A 22,315-nucleotide genomic window follows, 5' to 3' on the forward strand; every position below is an offset into this window, starting at 1 on the left:
CCGCGGACGAGGGCGACCGCGTCCGGCGTCGCCGCCACCTGGGCCGCGAAGGCCTGCGGCACCGGAACGGCGCCCACCTCGCGGGCGGTCGCGTTGCCCCGCTCCAGCAACCGGTGCCGCTCGTCGCCGTCGAGGAGGTCGATCCCGCCGATCGACCGGTCCGGGTCGGCGGTGACCGCCTCCAGCAGGAGCGTCCAGCGCCGGACGAGGGCTTCGACCGTCGAGCGGTCGAACAGGTCGGTGGCGTACTCCGCCGCGCCGACGATCCCTGCCGGGCTCCCGTCCGGGCCGAACCGCTCGACGAGGCTCACCCCGAGGTCGAACTTGGCGGTTCCGGTGGCCACCGCGTAGGCGGCGACCTCCAGGCCCGGCAGCGAGAACCGGCCCATCGGGGCGTTCTGCACGGCCAGGATGGTCTGGAACAGCGGGTGGTGCGACAGCGAGCGGGACGGATTCAGCACCTCCACCAGGTGCTCGAACGGCACGTCCTGGTGCGCGTACGCCGACAGCGAGGTCTCCCGCACCCGCCCGAGCAGCTCGGCGAAGCTCGGATCACCGCTCGTGTCCGTCCGCAGCACCAGCGTGTTCACGAAGAACCCGACCAGCTCGTCCAGCGCCTCGTCCGTGCGCCCCGCGATCGGACTCCCGATCGGGATGTCCGTCCCCGCGCCCAGCCGCGTGTACAGCGCCGCCAGCGCGGCCTGCAGCACCATGAACAGGCTGGCGCCGGTGTTCCTCGCCAGTTCGGTCAGAGCGGCGTGCAGTTCGGGGCTGAGTTCCAGGCCGACGTGATCGCCGTGCCAACCGGCGACGGGCGGCCTCGGCCGGTCGGCGGGCAGCCGGAGCAGCTCCGGGAGGTCGGACAGCTGGCGCTTCCAGTAGTCGAGCTGCTCGGTGAACCGGCTCTGCGGGTCGGTGGCGTCGCCGAGCAGGTCGCGCTGCCAGAGCGTGTAGTCGGCGTACTGCACCGGCAGGTCCGACCAGCCCGGCGCGCGGCCCTCGCTCCGGGCCGCGTACGCCTCGGCGAGGTCGCGGGCGAGCGGGCCGGTGGACCAGCCGTCACCGGCGATGTGGTGCATGACCAGCAGCAGCACGTGCTCGCCCGGCGCTACGGCGAACAGCTCCGCCCGCAGCGGCGCCTCCGCCGTCAGGTCAAAAGGCCGCCTGGCGAACTCGGCCAGCCGCTCGTGCAGTTCGGCCTGCGCGACCTCGGTCAGCCCGGCCCGGGGCCGGGCCTCGGCCGGGTCCAGGACCCGCTGGCACGGGACGCCGCCCACCTCCGGGAACACCGTCCGCAGGCTCTCGTGGCGGGCCACCACGTCGGCCAGCGCCTCGTCCAGCGCCGTCCGGTCGAGCGTCCCGGTCAGCTGGAGCGCCAGCGGGATGTGGTAGGTCGCGGCCGCGCCGTCCATGCGGTGCAGGAACCAGAGCCGGCGCTGGGCGAAGGACAGCGGCACGGCCTCCGGCCGCTCCCGCGCGGTCAGCCTCGGGCGGGCGCTGCCGGCCTCCGTCAGCGCCCCCGCCAGACCCGCCACCGTGGGCGCCTGGAACAGCGCGCGCAGCCCGAGCTCCACGCCGAGCACCGAGCGCACCCGAGCGGCCAGCCGGGTGGCGAGCAGGGAGTGCCCGCCGAGGTCGAAGAAGTCGTCGTCGACCCCGACCTGCGGCAGGCCCAGCACCTCGGCGAACAGCTCGCACAGGATCTGCTCCTGCGGGGTGCGCGGCGCCCGACCCGCAGCCGTGGGCGTGGCCTCGGGCGCGGGCAGCGCCGCCCGGTCCAGCTTCCCGTTCGGCGTCAGCGGCAACGCGTCCAGCAGCACGAAGGCCGACGGCACCAGGTAGTCCGGCAGTCGCTCGCGCAGGTACGCCGCCAGCTCGGTCGGACGGACAGTCGTGTCCGGACGAGCCGTGACGTAGCCGACGAGGCGGTCGTCCTGGGCCAGGACCGCCGACCGGGCGACGGCGGAGTGCCCGGCCAGGGCCGCCTCGATCTCGCCGAGTTCGATCCGGAAGCCGCGGACCTTCACCTGGTCGTCGGCGCGGCCGACGTACTCCAGCGCACCGTCACCGCGGCGGCGCACGAGGTCGCCGGTACGGTACATCCGTGCACCGGCCGGGCCGAACGGGCAGGCGGGGAACCGCTCGGCGGTGAGCCCGGGCCGGTCCAGGTACCCCCGCGCCAGGCCCGGGCCGGCGACGTACAGCTCCCCCACCACCCCCGGCGGCACGACGCGCAGCCGCTCGTCCAGCACGTAGACCCGGAAGCCGGCGACCGCACGGCCGATCGGCGGCACACCCGCCCCCGCGGACAGCGGGTCGCTCATGGTCGCGCAGACCGTGGTCTCGGTCGGGCCGTACGCGTTGATCATCCGCCGGCCCGGCGCCCAGCGTGCCACCAGCTCCGGCGGGCACGCCTCCCCCGCCACCACCAGGGTGGTGGCCGCGACGTCGGCACTGTCCACCGCCGCCAGAGCCGAGGGCGGCAGGGTCACATGGGTGACGCCGAGCCGGTGGTCCGTCAGCGCCTCCAGCGGGGCGTCCACCGGGGCCAGGACGAGGGTGGCACCGCTGAGCAGGGCACTGCACAGGTCCCAGAAGGACGCGTCGAAGCTGGGCGAGGCGAACTGGAGCACCCGGCTGCCGGGCACCACGCCGAGCCGCTCGACCTGCGCCGCCACCAGGCCGGACACACCGGAGTGGCTGACCACGACGCCCTTGGGGCGGCCGGTCGAGCCCGAGGTGTAGATCACGTAGGCCGGGTGCCGGACGTCGACCGCGACCACCGGGTCCGTGTCCGGCCGGTCGCCCTCGACCACCATCCCCGGATCGTCGACCACCAGCACCGGACGGGCGTCCGCCAGCATGAAGTCGATCCGCGCCCGCGGGTACGCCGGATCCACCGGCAGGTACGCCGCCCCGGCCTTCAGCACCCCCAGGACCGCCACCACCGACTCCACCGAGCGCGGCAACGCCACCGCCACCAACTGCTCAGGGCCCACCCCCCGCGCGATCAACGCGTGCGCGAACCGGTTCGCCCGGGCGTTCAACTCCCGGTACGTCAACTCCAGATCCCCGCACACCAGCGCGACCGCGTCCGGCGCCACCGCCAGCCGCGCCGCGAACAGCTCCGGCAGGCCCACCCCGGCCGCCCCGCCCTCGACGGCGGGCAGCAGCTCGCGGCGCTCCTCGGCGGACAGCAGGTCGATCCCGCCGATCGGCTGGTCGGGCGCGGCGGCGACCTCGGCCAGCAGCCTGGTCCACCGGGCGACCAGGGCCTCGACCGCCGGGCGGTCGAACAGGTCGGTGCTGTACTCCACCGCGCCGCTGAGCCCGGCCGGCGCTCCGTCCGGCCCGTGCTCCTCCGCGAACCCGAAGGTCAGGTCGAGCCGCGCCGTCCCGGTGAGCACACTCATTCCGGAGACCCGCAGACCCGGCAGCTCGAAGTCGCCGCCCGGCGCGTTCTGCACCACCAGCCCGGTCTGGTACAGCGGGTGGTGCGACAGCGAGCGGGACGGGTTCAGCGCCTCCACCAGGTGCTCGAACGGCACGTCCTGGTGCGCGTACGCCGACAGCGCCGTCTCCCGCACCCGCCCCAGCAGCTCCGCGAAGCTCGGATCGCCGCTGGTGTCGGTGCGCAGCACCAGCGTGTTGATGAAGAACCCGACCAGCTCGTCCAGCGCCTCGTCGGTGCGCCCCGCGACCGGGCTCCCGATCGGAATGTCCGTACCCGCGCCCAGCCGCGTGTACAGTGCGGCCAGCGCCGCCTGCAGCACCATGAACAGGGTGGCACCCGAGCGTCGCGCCAACTCCACCAGCGCCGTGTGCAGTTCGGCGTCGATCCGGAGTTCCAGCAGGTCGCCGCCGTACGACATGGCGGCCGGGCGCGGCCGGGCTGCGGGCAACCGCAGCTGCTCGGGCAGCCCGGCCAGCGCCTCCTTCCAGTAGGCGACCTGGCGGGCGAACAGGCTGTCGGCGTCGTGCTCGTCGCCGAGGATCTCGTGCTGCCACAGGGTGTAGTCGCCGTACGTCACCGGCAGCGGCGGCCAGGCCGGCGCCCCGCCGCCCTGCCGGGTGGTGTAGGCGGTGGCCAGGTCACGGGCCAGCGGGCCCATGGACCAGCCGTCCCCGACGATGTGGTGCATCACCAGCAGCAGCACGTGCTCGTCCGGCGCGACCGCGAACAGCTCCGCCCGCAGCGGCACTTCCGCGGTCAGGTCGAAGCCGCGCACCGCCGCCTCGCGCAGCAGGGCGGGCACCTCGGCCTCGCCGGCCGCGCGTACGGTCAGCGGGACGGCGACCTCGGTGCTGTCCAGCACCCGCTGGAACGGGATTCCGGCGGTGTGCGGGAAGACCGTGCGCAGGGTCTCGTGCCGGGCCACCACGTCCGCGAGCGCGGCGCGCAGCGCGGCCCGGTCGAGGTCGCCGGACAGTCGCAGGGCCAGCGGCATGTGGTAGGTGGCGCTCGGTGCCCCGAACTGCTGGAGGAACCAGAGCCGGCGCTGGGCGAAGGACAGCGGCATGGGCTCGCGGCGGGGCCGGGGCACCAGGGCCTGCCGCGCGGTGGCGGCGTCCTGGAGCCCGGCGGCCAGCCCGGCGGGGGTCGGGGTCCGGAACAGGGCGCGCAGCTCCAGTTCGACCCCGAGGGTCGCCCGGACCCGCGAGACCAGCCGGGTGGCGAGCAGGGAATGCCCGCCCAGCGCGAAGAAGTCCTCGTCGACCCCGGCCCGTGGCCGGCCCAGCACCTCGGCGAACAGCTCGCACAGGATCTGCTCCTGCGGGGTGCGCGGCGCCCGGCCCGTCTCCCTGCTCGTGGCCTCGGGCGCGGGCAGCGCCGCCCGGTCCAGCTTCCCGTTCGGCGTCAGCGGCAGCGCGTCCAGCAGCACGAACGCCGACGGCACGAGGTACTCCGGCACCCGGCCGCGCAGGTACGCCGTCAGCGCCGACGCGGTCGCCCCGCTCCCGGCCACGGGGACGACGTACGCCACGATCCGGTCCTCCCGGGCGAGCACCGCGACCTGGGCGACGCCCGGGTGCGCGGTCAGCTCGGCCTCGATCTCGCCCGGCTCGACCCGGAACCCGCGCACCTTCACCTGGTGGTCGACCCGGCCGGCGAACTCCAGCTCGCCGTCTGCGCGCCAACGGACCAGGTCGCCGGTGCGGTACATCCTGGCGCCGGCCGGACCGTACGGGTTGGCGACGAAGCGCCCGGCGGTGAGACCGGGCCGGTTCAGGTAGCCGCGTGCGAGCCCCGTTCCGGCGAGGTACAGCTCACCCAGCACGCCGGGGGCGACCGGCCGCAGCGCCGAATCCAGCACGTACACCCGGCAGTTGGCGATCGGACGGCCGATCGGTACCGGCACCGGGCAGTCGGCGGGGTCGGCCGGCAGCGGGTAGGCGGTGATCACATGGGTCTCGGCGGGGCCGTAGTGGTTGTGCAGCACCCGGCCCGGCCGGCGGGCCTGGAGCCGGCGCACCGCACCGCCGAGGCGCATCGCCTCACCGGCCTGGGCGATCAGCCGCAGGCCCGGCAGCTCCAGCCCGGCCTCCTCGGCGGCCTCGGCCAGCGCCTCGACCACCAGGTTGGGCGCGAACAGCTCCCCCACCTGGTGCCGGTCCAGCCAGTGGGCGAACAGCTCGGCGCTGCGGCGCTGTTCCTCGGTCGGCACCACCAGGGTCTTGCCGTACAGCAGCGCGGAGAGCACCTCCTGCACCGAGACGTCGAAGCTGATCGCGGTGAACTGCGCGGTGCGCGTGCCGGGTTCGCCGCCGACGGCCTCGTGGTGCCACGCCAGCAGGTTCAGCAGCCCGGCGGCGGGCATGACGACGGCCTTGGGCCGGCCGGTGGAGCCGGAGGTGTAGATGACGTAGGCCGGGTGCCGGGCGTCCGCGGGGACGACCGGGTCGTGCTCCGGCTGCTCGTCGGACGGTGTGACGGCCCCGAGGTCGTCGAGCACCACGGCCGGTCGGGCGTCCTCCAGCATGTACGCGATGCGGGCGGCCGGGTAGTCCGGGTCGATCGGCAGGTACGCCGCGCCCGTCTTGAGCACCGCGAGGACCGCGACCACCAGCTCGGCCGAACGCGGCAGCCGCAGGGCGACGACCTGCTCCGGTCCCACGCCGCGCGCGATCAGCGCGTGGGCCAGCCGGTTGGCCCGGCGGTTCAGCTCGCGGTAGGTCAGCGCGGTGTCCTCGAACAGCACCGCCTCGGCCTCCGGGGTCGCCCGGACCTGCGCCTCGAACAGGGCGGGCAGGCTCTCGACCGGAGCCGGGCCGGCGGTGTCGTTGCGGGCGACCAGCAGCTCGTGCCGCTCCTCGGCGGTGAGGACGTCGATCCGGCTCAGCGGCCGGTCCGGTTCGGCGACCACCGCCGCCAGCAGCCGCAGCCACCGGGCGAGCAGCGTCTCCACCGTTGCGTGGTCGAACAGGTCGGTGCTGTACTCGACCCGACCGACGATGCCCTCGGCCGGTCCGCCGGTGCCACCGTGCTCCAGCAGGTGGAAGCCGAGGTCGAACATCGCGGTGGGCGTGCGCACGAGGAGGATCTCGGAGTCCAGACCGTCCAGCTCGAACTCGGTGCGGGGCACGTTCTGCAACGCGAGCAGCACCTGGAACAGCGGTTGCCGGGCGAGCGACCGGGACGGGTTGAGGGCCTCGACGACGTGCTCGAACGGCAGGTCCTGGTGGGCGTAGGCGGCCAGCGCGCCCTCCCGGACCCGGGCCAGCAGCTCCGCGAAGGTCGGGTCGCCCGAGGTGTCGGTGCGCAGCACCAGGGTGTTGACGAAGAAGCCGACGAGGTCGTCCAGCGCCTGATCGGTCCGGCCGGCGATCAGGCTGCCGACCGGGATGTCCGTGCCCGCGCCGAGCTTGTCCAGCAGCGATGCCAGGGCGGCCTGCAGCACCATGTACACACTGGCGCCGTGCTCCCGGCCAAGCCGGACCAGCCCGGTGTGCAGTTCGGCGTCCAGTTCGACGTCGAGGTGCCCGCCGGCGTAGGAGGGGGTCGCGGGGCGATGGCGGTCGGCGGGGAGCCGGAGCTGCTCCGGAAGGTCGGCCAGCGTTCGCGTCCAGTGGTCCGTCTGGCGGGCGAACAGGCTGTCGGCGTCGGCCGCGTCGCCGAGCAGCCGGTTCTGCCACAGGGTGTAGTCGGCGTACTGCACGGGCAGGGGCACCCACTGCGGCTCCTCGCCCCGGCGGCGGGCCGCGTACGCGGTGGCCAGGTCGGCGGACAGCGCGCCCAGCGACCAGCCGTCGCCGGCGATGTGGTGGATCACCACCAGCAGCACGTGCTCGTCCGGACCCGCCTCGAACAGCTCCGCGCGCAGCGGCGGTTCGGTCGCGAGGTCGAATCCGCGCGCCGCAGCTGCCGTCAGCAGCCCCGGCAGGTCCGCCTCACCCACCCGGGTGACGGCCAGCCGGGGTGGAGCCGTTCCGGCGTCCAGCACCTCCTGGCGGGGAACCCCGTCGACCTGGGGGAAGACCGTGCGCAGGCTCTCGTGCCGGGCGACGACGTCGCCGAGCGCGGCCCGCAGAGCGGTGCGGTCGAGTTCACCGGTCAGCCGCCACGCCAGCGGCATGTTGTAGACCGGGCCGGCGTCCTCCAGCTGGTGCAGGAACCACAGCCGCCGCTGCGCGAAGGACAGCGGGACCTGGTCGGGCCGCTCTGCGCGGCGCAGCGCGGGCCTCGCCCGGCCGGCCACGCCGAGTCCGGCGGCCAGCCCGGCCACCGTCGGCGTCTCGAAGAGGGCGCGCAGCTCCAGTTCCACCCCGAGGGCGGCCCGCGCCCGGGCGACCAGCCGGGTGGCGAGCAGGGAGTGCCCGCCGAGGTCGAAGAAGTCGTCGTCGGACCCGACCCCGGCCACGCCCAGCACCTCGGCGAACAGCTCCGCGAGGACCTGCTCCTGCGGAGTGCGCGGGGCGCGGCCGGTCCGCGCCGCGGTGTGGACGGGTGCGGGCAGCGCCCGCCGGTCCAGCTTGCCGGTGGCCGTCAGCGGCAGGCCGTCCAGGGGCACGAAGGCGGCCGGGACCATGTAGTCCGGCAGTCGCTCGCGCAGGTGTGCCCGCAGTTCGTCCGGCCGGAGTTCCGCCCCGGTGACGGCCACCGGGTAGGCGACCAGCCTCGCGTCCCCGGCCCGGTCCTCCCGGACGGTCACCGCGACCTGGGCGACCTGCGGGTGTTCACCCAACGCCGCCTCGATCTCGCCGAGCTCGATCCGGAAGCCGCGCACCTTGACCTGGTCGTCGGTCCGGCCCAGGAACTCCAGGTTCCGGTCGGCGCCCCAGCGCACCAGGTCGCCGGTGCGGTACATCCGCGTGCCGCCCGTCCCGAACGGGTCCGCCACGAAGCGCCCCGCGGTGAGCCCCGGCCGGTTCAGGTAGCCGCGGGCCAGGCCCGCTCCGGCGAGGTACAGCTCGCCCGCCACGCCTGCGGGCACCGGCCGCAGCGCGCTGTCGAGCACGTACAGCCGGATGCCCCCGAGCGGCCGGCCGATCACCGGGCGCGGACTCGATTCCAGCGGTGCCACGACGGCGTCCACCGTGCACTCGGACGGCCCGTAGTAGTTCAGGCAGGACACGCCCTCGACGGCCCGCAGCCGCTCCCACAGCTGGCCCGGAACGGCCTCCCCGCCCATCGAGACCACCGCGGGACGGCGCCCCGGGTCGTCCAGGAGCCCCCGTGCGACGAGCACCTGCAGATAGGACGGAGTGGCGTTGACGTAGTCCAGCCCGACGCGCGTGGCGTAGTCGACGAAGGCGTCCGGGTCGGACCAGGTCGCCTCGTCCAGGACGTGAAGTTCGTGGCCCGCGTACAGGCTGGACAGCTGGTCGCAGGAGGCGTCGAACGACACCGAGGTGGTCAGCCCGATGCGCAGCCGCTCCTTCGTCCCCCGGGGGAACAGCAGCGGACGCTGGCTGACGAAGAGGTTGAGCAGGCCGCCGTGGGTCGACACCACGCCCTTGGGCCTGCCGGTGGAGCCGGAGGTGTAGATCACATAGGCCGGGTGCCCCGGGTCGATGGTCACCAGGGGGTCCGTCGCCGGGCAGTCGGCCACCAGGGCGGCCGTCGCCGGGTCGTCGAGCACCAGCCACCCGGCCGGACCGGCCTCCGGCAGCCCGTCCCGGGTCCGGGCGTCGGTCACCACCAGGACCGGGCCGGCGTCGTCCAGCATGTGCCCGATCCGCGCGGCCGGGTACCCGGGATCGATCGGGACGTAGGCCGCCCCGGTCCTGAGCACCGCGAGGATCGCCACGACCAGCTCGGCCGACCTCGGCAGCGCCACCGCCACCAGCCGCTCCGGCCCCGCGCCCCGGGCGACCAGGGCGTGCGCCAGCCGGTTCGCCCGCTCGTCCAGCTCCTCGTACGTCAGCGAGACGTCCCCGCACACCAGCGCCACCAGGTCCGGCGTCGCCCGCACCTGTGCCCGGAACAGCTCCGGCACGCTCGCGGCCGGAAGCTCCACCTCCGGTCCGGTGCCCAGTGCCGTCAGGTCGTCGCGCTCCTCCGCGGAGAGCAGGACGTACTGGCTGAGCCGCCGCTGCGGGTCGGCGACCGCGGCGCGGAGCAGCCGCTCCCAGCGCGCGAACATCGTCTCGACGGTGGCCCGGTCGTAGAGGTCGTCGGCGTACTCGACGAGCCCGTCGATCCCCTCCGGGGTGGGGACACCTCCCGGGCCGCCGGGCTCAGGGGGACCGTCCTGCGCCTGCCGCTCGGACATGGTGAAGATCAGGTCGAGCTTGGCGGTGGTCGTCGTCAACGGCATGCCTTCGACGCGCAGCCCGGGCGGCGCGAAGTCGGCCCGGGGCGCGTTCTGCAGCACCAGCATGACCTGGAACAGCGGGTGGTGCGCCAGCGAGCGCACCGGGTTGAGGGCTTCGACCAGGTGCTCGAACGGCAGGTCCTGGTGGGCGTACCCGGCCAGCGAGGTGTCCCGGACCCGCTCCAGCAGCTCGGCGAAGGTCGGATCGCCCGAGGTGTCGGTGCGGAAGACCAGGGTGTTGACGAAGTAGCCGACCAGCTCGTCCAGCGCCTGATCGGTCCGGCCGGCGACCGGGCTGCCGACCGGGATGTCGTCGCCCGCGCCGAGCTTGCTCAGCAGCGCCGCCAGCCCGGCCTGGAGGACCATGAAGAGACTGGTGCCGTGCTCGCGGGCGAGGTCGCGCAGACCGCGGTGCAGTTCGGCGTCCAGTCCGGCGTGCACGAAGCCGCCCCGGTGCGAGGCGGCCGCCGGGCGGGGCCGGTCGGCGGGCAGCTGGATCCGCTCCGGGAGGCCGGCCAACTGCCGTGTCCAGTAGGCCGCCTGGCGGGCGAACGGACTGTCCGGGTCGGCGGATTCGCCGAGCAGCTCGTGCTGCCACAGGGTGTAGTCGGCGTACTGGACCGGCAGGCTCTCCCACCGCGGCTCCTCGCCGCGGCAGCGCGCCGCGCAGGCGGCGGTCAGGTCCTGCGCGAGCGGGCCCAACGACCAGCCGTCACCCGCGATGTGGTGGAGCACCACGTGGAGCACGTGCTCGTCCGATGCCAGCTCGAACAGGTCGACCCGCAGCGGCGCATCGCCCGCCAGGTCGAACGGACGGTCCTTCGCCGCCGCCATCAGGGTGGACAGCTCGGCCTCCGTGGTCCGGCTCACGAGCAGCCGCGGGCGGGCCGCCGCGACGTCCAGCACCTGCTGGTACGGGACACCGTCGACGGCCGGGAAGACGGTCCGCAGGCTCTCGTGCCGCCCGACCACGTCCGCGAGGGCGGCCTCCAGTGCCCGGCGGTCCAGGTCCCCGGACAGCCGCCACGCCAGGGCGATGTGGTAGTTCGCGCCGGCGCCCTCCAGCTGGTGCAGGAACCAGAGCCGCCGCTGCGCGAACGACAGCGGGACCACCTCGGGGCGCTCGCGCCGCACCAGGGCGGCCTGCGCCGGTCCGGCCGCCACGAGGGCGGCGGCGAGGGTGGCCGGGGTCGGCGCCTCGAACAGGGTGCGCAGCGGCATCTCCACGCCGAGCGTCGCCCGGATCCGGGCGGCCAGGCGGGTGGCCAGCAGCGAGTGCCCGCCCAGGTCGAAGAAGCCGTCCTCGACGCCGGCCGACGGCACGCCCAGGACCTCGGCGAACAGCTCGCAGAGCACCTGCTCCTGCGGGGTGCGCGGCGCGCGGCCGGTTGCCGCCGGGGCGAGGTCGGGGGCGGGCAGGGCCCGGTGGTCGAGCTTGCCGTTGGCGGTCAGCGGCAGCGCGTCCAGCACGACGAACGCCGACGGCACCATGTGCTCCGGCAGCCGCTCGCTCAGGTGCGCACGCAACTCGGCCGGGCGCGGCGCGGCTCCGGCGGCCGGCACCAGGTACCCGACCAGCCGGGTGTCGTCGGCCCGGTCCTGCCGGGCCAGGACGGCGGCCTGGCCGACGCCCGGGTGCGCGGCGAGTACCGCCTCGATCTCGCCGAGCTCGATCCGGAATCCGCGCACCTTCACCTGCTGGTCGGCCCGGCCGACGTAGCGCAGGCTTCCGTCCCCACCGCGCCGCACCACGTCGCCGCTGCGGTACATCCGCGATCCCGGTGGCCCGAACGGGTCCGCCACGAACCGCCCGGCGGTGAGGCCGGGCCGGTTCAGGTAGCCGCGCGCCAGGCCGGGGCCCGCGACGTACAGCTCGCCGGGCACGCCCGGGGCCACCGGCCGCAGGCCGTCGTCGAGCACGTACGCCCGCAGGTCCGGGAGGGCCGCGCCGATCTCGCCGGGGGCGGTGCCGGACCGGTCGAGCGCGGCGTACGTGACGTGCACCGTGGTCTCGGTGATGCCGTACATGTTGACCAGCCGGGGCGCGTCCTCCGGGTGCCGCTCGTACCAGTTCGCGAGCCGGGCGTGCTCCAGCGCCTCGCCGCCGAACACCACGGTCCGCAGGGCGAGTTCACGCGGGTGCTCGGCGTCCGCCTGCATCAGCTGGTAGAAGGCGGACGGCGTCTGGTTGAGCACCGTCACCCGCTCGCGGGCGAGGAGTTCCAGGAAGCGGCCGGGCGAGCGGCTGGTCTCGTGGTCCACGACCACGAGGCGGCCGCCGTGCAGCAGCGCGCCCCACAGCTCCCAGACCGAGAAGTCGAAGGCGTAGGAGTGGAAGAGGGTCCAGACGTCGTCGGCGGTGAAGCCGAACAGCTCCTCCGTCGTCCGGAACAGGCGCACCGCGTTGCGGTGCGGGACCACCACGCCCTTGGGGTTGCCGGTGGAGCCGGAGGTGTGGATGACGTAGGCGGCGTGGTCGGGATCGACGGTGATCCCCGGGTCCGTGTCCGGCAGCCCGTCCAGGTCGAGCGCGTCCAGCGGCAGCCGGTCGACCTGCTCCGCACCCGGCAGCTCGCCGGTCCGGCTCGTCGTCAGCAGCAGCGCCGGCCGGGTGTCCTGGAGCAGGTACGCGATCCGGGCGGCCGGGTACGCCGGGTCCACCGGCACGTACGCGGCGCCGGCCTTGAGCACCGCGAGCACCGCCACGACCAGGTCCGCCGAGCGCGGCAGGGCCAGCGCCACCAGCTGCTCCGGGCCCACGCCCCGGTCGATCAGGGCGTGCGCGAGCCGGTTGGCGCGGGTGTTCAACTCGCTGTAGGAAAAGGTTACTTCACCGTCCGTGAGGGCGACGGTGGCCGGGTCGGCCCGTACCTGCTGCTCGAAGAGCGCGGCCAGGCCGCTCCCCGGCGTGTCCTCCTCCCGGTCGGTACGAGCCGGGAGGAGGACGCGGAGCTCCTCGGCGGACAGCACGTCCACCCGGCCGATCCGCCGGCCGGGGTCGGCGACGACGGCGCGCAGCAGCCGCAGCCACCGGTCGACGATCCCGGCCACGGTGGCCTCGTCGAACAGGTCGGTGCTGTACTCGACCACGCCCGACAGCCCTTCCGTACCCGGCTGTTCGGCCAGGATGAAGGTCAGGTCGCACTTGGCCGTCCCGGTGTGCACCAGGTCGGTCGTCACCCGCAGCCCCGGCAGGTCGAAGGCGCCGAGCGGCGCGTTCTGCAGGGCGAGCATGGTCTGGAACAGCGGGTGGTGCGCCAGTGTCCGGGTCGGGTTCAGCGCCTCCACCAGGTGCTCGAACGGCACGTCCTGGTGGGCGTACGCGGCCAGCGCGTCGGAGCGGACCCGGCCGAGCAGTTCGGTGAACGAGGGGTCGCCTGACAGGTCGGTGCGCAGCACGAGGGTGTTGACGAAGAAGCCGACCAGGTCGTCCAGGGCCTCGTCGGTGCGTCCCGCGATCGGCGTGCCGATCGGGACGTCGGTGCCGGCGCCGAGCTTGCCCAGGAGAGCGGCCAGCCCGGCCTGGAGCACCATGAAGAGGCTGGCGCCGCCGTCCCGGGCGAGCGCGCGCAGGCCCTGGTGCAGCTCGGCGTCGATCCGCACCGGCAGGTGGGCGCCCCGGTAGGACATCGCGGCCGGCCGGGGCCGGTCGAAGGGCAGTTCCACCTGCTCGGGCAGGTCCGCCAGCTGCTCCCGCCAGTAAGCGAGTTGGCCGCTCAGCAGGCTGTCCGGGTCGGCACCGTCGCCGAGCAGCTCCCGCTGCCAGAGGGCGTAGTCGGCGTACTGGACGGGCAGTGGCGACCACTCCGGCTTCGCGCCCTCGGTACGGGCCGCGTAGGCGGTCCGCAGGTCCCGCAGGAGCGGCCCCGCCGACCAGCCGTCTCCGGCGATGTGGTGCACCACCAGCAGCAGCACGTGCTCCTCGGTGCCGAGCCGGAACAGCTCGGCTCGCAGCGGCGGCTCCTCGGAGAGCTCGAAGCCGTGCCGCGCCGCCTCGGCCAGAAGGTCCGGCAGGTCGTGCTCACCGGCCTCGGTCACCCGCAGCCGCGGCCGTGCCGCGTCGGCGTCCAGCACTCGCTGGCACGGCACGCCGTCGACCACCGGGAAGACGGTGCGCAGGCTCTCGTGCCGCTCGACCAGGTCCGTCAGGGCGGCCTCCAGGGCCCGCTGGTCCAGGTGTCCGGACAGCCGCAGGGTCAGCGGGATGTTGTACGTGGCGCTCGGGCCCTCCATGCGGTGCAGGAACCAGAGCCGGCGCTGCGCGAAGGACAGCGGGACGGCCTCGGACCGCTCGCGCCGCCCCAGCGCCGGGCGGGCCCGGCCCGCGACGTCCACCGCCGCGGCCAGTTCCGCCACCGTCGGCGCGTCGAACAGGTCGCGCAGCCTCAGCTCCACGCCCAGTACCGACCGGGCCCGGGCGACCAGCCGGGTGGCCAGCAGGGAGTGCCCGCCCAGGTCGAAGAAGCTGTCGTCGGCGCCGACCTCCGGCACGCCGAGCACCTCGGCGAACAGGCCGGCGAGCAGGTGCTCGCTCGCGGTGCGCGGAGCGCGCCCCTGGTCGACGGGCTGCCGGTCGGGCGCCGGGAGGGCCCGCCGGTCGAGCTTGCCGTTCGGGGTCAGGGGCAGGGCGTCCAGCAGCACGAAGGCCGACGGCACCATGTGCTTGGGCAGTCGCTCCCGCAGGTGTGCGCGCAGGGCGGTGTCGGTGACCGCGGCGCCGGGCTCGGCGACGGCGTAGGCGACCAGCCGGGGCTCGCCCTCGGTGCGCACCACGACGGCGGCCCGGGCGACCCGCGGGTGCTCGGCGAGGACGGCCTCGATCTCGCCGAGCTCCACCCGGAAGCCCCGGACCTTGACCTGGTCGTCCGTGCGTCCGAGGAACTCCAGCTGCCCGTCCGCACCCCAGCGCACCAGGTCACCGGTGCGGTACATGCGGTCGCCGTGCGCGCCGAAGGGACTGGCCACGAACCGTCCGGCGGTCAGCCCCGGCCGGTTCAGGTAGCCGCGGGCGAGGCACGCGCCGGCGATGTACAGCTCGCCCGGCACCCCGGCCGGCACCGGCCGCAGGGCGCCGTCGAGTACGTGGAGCCGGACATTGGTGCCAGGCCGGCCGATGACCGGACGCGGGCTCGAACCCACGGACGCGATCACCGGGTTGACGGTGCACTCGGACGGTCCGTAGAGGTTGAGGCAGGACACCCCTTCGGCCGCCCGCAGCTGTTCCCACAGCCGCTCCGGGACGGCCTCGCCGCCTGCTGCGACCAGCGCCGGACGCCAGCCGAGGTGGCCCGACAACCCGTGGGTGACGAGGACCTGCAGGTAGGACGGCGTCGCTTCGATGTAGTCCAGCCCGCAGCGCGCCGCGTAGCCCACGAAGGCCTCGGGGTCGGTCCAGGTCGCGTGGTCCAGGACGTGCAGCTCGTGGCCCGCGAACAGGGCGAGCAGCTGGTTCAGGGAAGCGTCGAACGACACCGAGGTGGTCAGGGCCACTCGCAGCCGCTGCCGGTCCCCGAGCGCCGCCCGGAAGTGCACCTCCCGGAGGTCCGTGAGCAGGTTGAGCAGGCCCCCGTGGGTCGGCAGCACGCCCTTGGGCCGACCGGTGGAGCCGGAGGTGTGGATGACGTACGCCGGGTGGCTCGGATCGACGGCCACCATCGGGTCGGTCGCCTGGCAGCCCGCCAGCAGGGCGGCCGTCTCCGGGGCGTCGAGCACCAGCCGGTCGACCGGACCGCCGTCGGGCAGCCGCTCAACGCTGCCGGAGTCGGTCACCACCAGCGCCGGCCGGGCGTCGTCGAGCAGGTAGGCGATCCGGGCGGCCGGGTACTCGGGGTCGACCGGGACGTACGCCGCGCCGGTCTTCAGTACGGCGAGGATCGCCACCACCAGCTCGGCCGACCTCGGCAGCGCCACCGCCACCAGGCGCTCCGGCCCCGCGCCCCGGTCGATCAGGGCGTTCGCCAGCCGGTTCGACCGTGCGTCGAGCTCCGCGTACGTCAGCGAGACGTCGCCGCACACCAGCGCGACGAGGTCCGGAGCCGCCCGGACGTGCTCGCGGAACAGCTCCGGCAGGCTCGTGGCCGGCGCCGCCGCCAACCGCCCGGTGCCGAGGGCCGCCACCTCGTGGTGCTCCTCGGTCGTGAGCAGGTCGATCCGGCCCACCGCCTCGTCGGGGTCGCAGTCCGCGACTGCGTCGAGCAGGGCGAGCAGCCGCTGCCGGTGCGCGGCGAGGTCCTCGTCGCCGTACGCCTCGGGCGCTCCGTGCAGCCGGAGGAGCGGGGGGTTGCCGTCCCGGTAGTCGAAGACCCAGACGGCCAGGTCGCTGGTCGACCCGGACACGAAGTGGTGCACGGAGGCGGGGTGCCCGGCGAAGGCGGGCCTGGCGTTGAAGGCCATGATGTTGACGATCAGCGGGAACGCCGTGCCGATGCTGCCCGGCGCGCCGAGGTCCCGCAGCAGGTCCTCACTGCGGTAGCGCTCGTGCGCGACGGCCGCCTCGACCTCCCGTGCCACCTGGGCGACGAGTTCGCGCCACGGCATGTCCGGTCGTACCGTCAGCCGCAGCGGCACCACGTTGGACATCGTGCCGGGCACGGACATCAGGTCGCGGTCGGAGCCCCGACGGGCGGTGACGGGGAGGGCGAGCACCACGTCCTGGGATCCGCTCAGCCGGTGGGCGTAGAGCGCCGCCGCCGCGATCACCAGGCGGGACCACCGGACTCCGGTCCGCCCCGCCGCCGCCCGCAGCGCCTCCGGGCTCCGCAGTTCCCGCTCCTCGGCCAGGCGCAGGGCGCGGTGCGGATCGGTGGCGGAGGTGTCGGTGAGCCGGGTCGGGGCGGGCAGGTCGGCGAAGCGCTCGGTCCAGTAGGAGCGGTCGGCGGTGAAGTCGGCGGACGAACGGTAGGCGGCGTCGCTGTCGACCAGGTCCCGTAGCGAGCCGAACGGGCAGGGCGGCACGGCGCCGCCCTCGGCCAGCGCCGAGTACACCTCGCCGACCCGCTGGCGGACCATGGAGCTGCTGATCGCGTCCAGCACCACATGGTGGTAGTTCAGGTACCAGAGGAACTCGGTCGGTGACAGCTTGACCAGCGCGTGCCCGAACAGCGGGTCGTGCGCGAGGTCCAGCGGGCGCATCAGGTCCCGCTCCATCCACTCCACGGCCGCCGCACGGGGGGCGGGCTCCCCGCTGAGGTCCAGGTGTGCCGGTGTCCAGTCCCAGGTCTCGCGGAGGATCTGGCGCGGGCCCTCGCCCTCGTCGACGAAGGTCACGTGCAGGGCGTCGACCTCGTCGACCACCCGGCGCAGCGCGGTCTCGAACAGTTCCGGATCGACCGGTCCGTGGATCTCCAGGCACTCACCGACGCGGTAGCCGGGGATCGGTGTCCGGGAGCGCTGCTCGGCGAGCCAGATCTCCCGCTGGGCCGCGGTCAGGGGAAGGACGTCGCCGTCGCGACGGGACATGGGGGTACCTCCAGAAGTGTGGGCGGGCATGCGCGCAGGACGCGCCGGGCCACGCCGACCGTGGTGGCGTCACACGGTCGGCGGGCGGTGCGGCTCTCTGCGGTCAGGCGGCGAGTTCGCCGGCCTGGAGCTGCCAGAGGGATGCGTAGAGTCCGTGCCGGGCGAGGAGTTCGTCGTGGGTTCCCTGTTCCGCGACGACACCGCCCTTGTCCATGACGTAGATCCGGTCGGCGTGACGGACGGTGGAGAGCCGGTGGGCGATGATGACCATCGTCCGGTCGGCCGCGAAGCCGCGGAGCGTGCGCTGGATGGCGGCCTCGGTCTCGTTGTCCACGGCGGAGGTGGCCTCGTCCAGGATCACGACCGGCGCGTCCTTGAGGATCGCCCGTGCAAGGGCGATCCGCTGCCGCTGGCCGCCCGAGAGGGCGGCGCCGCGTTCGCCGATCACCGTGTCGTAGCCGTCCGGCAGCGTCGTGATGAAGGCGTGGGCCTCGGCCATCGTGGCCGCCTCGGTGACGGCCTCGTCCGAGGCCTCGAAGCAGCCGTAGCGGATGTTGTCGGCGATGCTGCCGTCGAAGAGGAACGGATCCTGGGCGACGAAACCGATCGCGTGGCGCAGATCGTGCCGGGGCAGGTCGCGCAGGTCCCGCCCGTCGAGCAGCACGCGGCCGGATTCCGCGTCCTGGAAACGCATCAGCAGCTTGGCGACCGTCGTCTTGCCGGAGCCGGTGGCGCCGACGAGGGCGGTGGTCCGCCCGGCGGGGATGGTCAGCGAGAGGTCCGCCAGCGCCGGCGGCCGACCGGGGTAGGCGAAGGTCACGTCGTCGAGGACGATCTCGCCCTTCACCGTCTCCACGTCGAGCGATCCGCCGGTGCCCTCGGTCTCGACGGGCAGGGCCCGCAGCCGTTGGACCCGGTCGTAGGCGGCGAGGGTGCGCTGGTACTGGTCGACGATGCCGCCGAGCCGGTTCATCCGGAACAGCACCATCTGGGGCAGACCGATCAACGGGCTGAACACCTCGAAGCGCAGCGTTCCGTTGAGCACCGAGCGGCCGCCGACCAGCAGGGTGCCGGCCATGGAGGCGGTCGTGCAGGCCCGGACCGTCTCGGCGTGGCGGATCGTGCTCCGGGCGGTCTGCTGGTTGCTCTCCTGAACCGCCTCGCTCAAGCCGTCGATGCGTTCGGCCTCGTAGTCCTCCGTGCAGAAGCTCTTGACGGTGGCGCCGGCCTCCAGCGAGTTCACCAGCTGGCTGTGCAGCCTGGCCCGGTTCTCGCCGGAGACGGCGTAATCGGCCGCGACCTTGTCCTGGTAGTGGAGCGACAGCCAGGCGATGACGGGGATGGGCAGGAAGGCGATCCAGGCGATCTGCGGCGCCATCAGCAGGAACATCGGTACCAGGATCAGCAGGCTGGTCCCCAGGTGCAGCACGTCGTTGGCCGAGGTGGCGAAGAACGTGCCCAACTGACCGACGTCCCCGGTGAGCGCACCGGCGACCCGACTGGTCCGCTCGCCCTCCAGGTGGCGCAGTTCGAGGTGCTGCACGTGGGCGTACGTCCGGCTGCGCCAGTCGTGCTCGATGTCCTCGCCGAGCCCGCGCCACTGGAGGTTCGAGGCGTACGAGAGGCCCGCCACGGCGGCGCAGGCGGCCGCCACCAGCCCGGCCAGTCCCCAGAGTTGGGCGGACGCGGTGGTCAGGCCGAGGCGGACGAGCGGTGCGGCCTCGCCCTTGATGAGTACGAGTCCCGTCCAGCCGAGGAAGGTGCCCAGCGCCATCTCCGAGACCTGGCAGGCCACCGACAGCGCGGTGGCGCGGTAGAACCGCTTCCGGTGCGGTCCGACGATCTCCAGCAGGGGGTGGCGTGCGGCTCCGGTCCCGGACAGGTCCCGGGTCGTCCCGACCGTCCTGCGCCAGGCCTTCCGGACGACGGCCGCGGTCGCGGCCGCGACCCCACCGAGTGCCACCAGCTGCCTGCTCAGCGCCGACCCGCGGATCAGTGCGATGCCGGCCGCCACCCCGCCGCCCACGGCGAGGACGGGGCGCAGGACGGGAGCGCGGTCCGGACGCGTCCCCGGTTCGACGGCGGACCGGGCCGCCACCGGAGGTCCGGTCCGGACCGGACCCGCCGCGACCCGGGCGACCACCCTGCGGATGATCCGGCCGACATCCGCGGCGCGCAGCTGCGGTTCGTGCCGGACGAGGACCCCACCGGTGATCGGGTTCGCCTGTGCCTCGGTGATCCCGGGGACGCGACGCAGGGCCGCTGCGAGGACTTCGGCCGTCCGGGGCCGTCCGAGGACCAGCTTGACGTCCCAGCGCTGGCGGCCCGGAATGACCGAGCGCGGGCTCGCGTCCGGATCCACGGAGCGGAATCCGGCTGCGGCACCCAGCAGAGATGGCATGTGTACGATCACCTGTTTGCGGAGGTCACGGGCGATCCGTCATCGGGCACGACGGAGCACTGCGACGGAGTGGGAATCTGAAGGGGGCGGGTAGTACGGCCGGAACGCCCACGGCCGGCCACCGCGTGGACACAGGTCGCGAAGTCGGTCGCGGTGTGCGCCCAGGCGGCGGGTCGAAGCGTGCCGGTGCGTCAGTGCGCCTTTCCGGCAGCGGCCGTCGCACGGATCTTCGGGGCCCTCGTCTCGGCCTCGGCCGGGTCGATCACCTCGGTCTTCCCCTCGATCGGTGCATCGTGCTCGACGGCTCGGTGGCCGTCACCGGAGACGGCCTGCGCCGCCACCATGTCGGCGGCCACCTCGGCCGCGAGGTCGTGGATGTTCTCACCGGCCTCGTGGGCGGCCTTCTTCACCTCCATGACGATGCCGACGGACGTCTTGACGACGCCGCGCACCAGTGGCTTGAGAAGGCGCTTGGCCAGCGGCGCGACGACGAGACCGATCAGGAACGGCGGAACTACGGGCGGCATGGTGTTCCAACCTCTCTACGCAGACGGTTGACACGGGACCCCGAGCGCTTCGGACTCCGGAGCGTGCACAGCAGGACGGACGGAAGCACCCCTCTCGCCGGATGACCGGTTCCGTCGCGGATTTCCCGCCGAACCGAATTCCTCGCCGATGGGGTCCACCGCCCGATCCTCCGTCACCGTAGTCGAGCCAGACTCGCCAAAACCAAACGTTCTCAACGGGATTCACTCGTGCGAGTGCAATCCGAACCACCAACCGCGACGAATCGTGGTACGCATGCCCATCAATTTGACGGATAATATTATTTAGCGATCAGCCATGGCTTCCGAATTCCCGCGCCACCCGCCGGCGCAGGGCGGAGAACGGCAGCGCACCCCCTCCCAGCACCGCCTCGTGGAAGGCCCGCACGTCGAACCCGGCACCCCGGCCGGCCTCGGCCCCCTCCCGCAGCCGGACGAACTCCAGGTACCCCGCGCGGTAGGAGAGCGCCTGCCCCGGCAGGTCCGTCGAGTACCGCAGCAGGTCCGAAGCGATCTGGCCGTCCTCCTCCGTGGAGTTGGCGCGCATGAAGTCCCGCGCCTGCGCCAGGTCCATCGTCCCGAGGTTGAGCCCGGTGTCGACGACGAGCCGCTGCGCGGTGAACCGCTCCTGCGCGAGGCGCCCGTACGCGTCCCACGGGTCCTCGTAGAGGCCCATCTCCCAGCCGAGCCCCGCCGCGTACTCGGCCCAGCCCTCGTTGAACGCGCCGAACTCCGCCGCCTCGCGGCGCACCAGCGGCAGGGCGGTGTTCTCCGCCTGCCGGGCCAGGTGGAAGTGGTGCCCGGGCGCCAGCTCGTGGTAGATCAACGAGGCCGAGCCGATCAGGGACCGCCGGTCCAGGTCCGAGCCGTTGTAGCGGTAGTGCCCGACCGCACTGGCCGCGGTCGGAGCCTCGTAGTACCCGAAGGTCATCCCCGGCTCCAGTGCCGGGTCCAACCGGGCCAGCCCGTACGGCGCGGCCGGCAGGGTGGCGAACCACTGCGGCAGCCGTGGCTCCAGCCGGTCGAGGTGGCCGCGGAAGCGGGCCTCGACCTCCTCGGGAGTCCGGGCGTACAACCGGGGCTCGGTCCGGAGCCGTGCGTGGAACTCGGCCTCGGGGCCGTGGAAGCCGAGGGCCGCGCGCGCCTCCCGCATCCGCTCCGCCAGCTCTCGGCACTGGTCGCGGCCGAGCTCGTGCAGCCGCTCGGGCTCGGTGTCGCTCCCGGTGTGGGTCCGGACGAAGTCCCGGTACGCTTCCCCGCCACCCTCGTACTGCGCCCACCCGACGCCCTGCGGCGCCCCTCCCGGGTACGCCGGGTCGTCGACGCACCCGAGCAGCCTGTCGAAGGCCGGCGCCAACTCGGCCTCCACCAGCCCCTGCACACCGTCGCGGAGGCGGCCGCGCTCGGCCGGTCCCAGCCCGTCGAGCCGGTCGTCCGCCACCGCGACCCGGCGCACGGCGGAGGACCGCAGGCCCTCGATGGTGGCCCGCACTCCGGCCAGGGCCGGCGCCGGCACCCGGAAGCCGAGCGCGGCCTGTCCGACCACCTTGTCGCCGATCGAGCCGACCACGCGCGCGAGGTCCCGCACCAGCGCCAAGTAGCGGTCGCTGTCGGACCGTTCGGCGAAGCGGAAGGCGCTCAGGACGACATCGACGTACAGCGAGAGCGGGAAGAGCCGGTACGGCGTGGCGGAGGGCGTCAGCCAGTACCACCGATGGGCCCGCAGCTCCTGTTCCGCCAGCGCCACGAGGACGGCCGCGGTGTCGGCATCGGCACCGGGCAGCTCCGCTTCGTCGAGCGCCCGGACCCGCGACAGCACGTCTGCCGCGAACCGCTGCCGCTCCTCGGCCTCGGTGAGCGACGCTCCCGGCAGCGTGTCGACCGGGAGCCCCTGACGGACCCGCAGCAACGGCTCCCGCTCCAACAGGAACTCCCAGTAGCGGTCGGCCAGGTGACCGACCTCGCGACCCGGCTCGTTCGTCGTCATGTCGACACAGTGTGGCGATGACGGACGGCCAGGTCACCCGGGCGGGGACGGACAGCCCACAACACCCCCCGAAAGAGTGAATCAGGATCACAGCCCCGGCTCTCCCGCGCCCGACGCCCACCGCTCCCGTCCAGGCGAGAGGCGGACCGGGTCACTCGAACACACCTTT

General features: G+C 74.0%; 4 protein-coding genes. All 4 read right to left on the reverse strand.

Annotated elements, in window-relative coordinates; translation table 11 throughout:
* Positions 1-17,213, reverse strand: a 17,213-nt coding sequence (locus ACFVGO_RS34455) for a non-ribosomal peptide synthase/polyketide synthase (RefSeq protein WP_380636064.1), incomplete at its 3' end; no start/stop codon positions are given.
* Between the two features lie 103 nt (positions 17,214-17,316).
* Positions 17,317-19,614 carry an ATP-binding cassette domain-containing protein gene (locus ACFVGO_RS34460; protein WP_380636065.1) on the reverse strand — a complete coding sequence of 766 codons (2,298 nt, stop codon included), beginning with the start codon at positions 19,612-19,614 and terminating at the stop codon, positions 17,317-17,319.
* A gap of 191 nt (positions 19,615-19,805) precedes the next feature.
* The gene (locus tag ACFVGO_RS34465; protein ID WP_359901302.1) at positions 19,806-20,141 is read right to left on the reverse strand and encodes a DUF5132 domain-containing protein; all 336 of its coding nucleotides are present in this window, start codon (positions 20,139-20,141) and stop codon (positions 19,806-19,808) included.
* A 310-nt stretch (positions 20,142-20,451) separates the two neighbouring features.
* Positions 20,452-22,146, reverse strand: coding sequence for a DUF885 domain-containing protein (locus tag ACFVGO_RS34470; protein WP_380636067.1), 1,695 nt, complete (start codon positions 22,144-22,146; stop codon positions 20,452-20,454).
* Positions 22,147-22,315 lie beyond the last annotated feature (169 nt).

Origin of the sequence: Kitasatospora sp. NPDC057738, from assembly GCF_042798815.1 — a bacterium.
Taxonomy (GTDB): domain Bacteria; phylum Actinomycetota; class Actinomycetes; order Streptomycetales; family Streptomycetaceae; genus Kitasatospora; species Kitasatospora lactacystinica.

Coding starts and splice junctions, on each gene's coding strand:
- ACFVGO_RS34460 (WP_380636065.1), bottom strand. CDS start 19,614: ATGCCATCTCTGCTGGGTGCCGCAGCCGGATTCCGCTCCGTGGATCCG.
- ACFVGO_RS34465 (WP_359901302.1), bottom strand. CDS start 20,141: ATGCCGCCCGTAGTTCCGCCGTTCCTGATCGGTCTCGTCGTCGCGCCG.
- ACFVGO_RS34470 (WP_380636067.1), bottom strand. CDS start 22,146: ATGACGACGAACGAGCCGGGTCGCGAGGTCGGTCACCTGGCCGACCGC.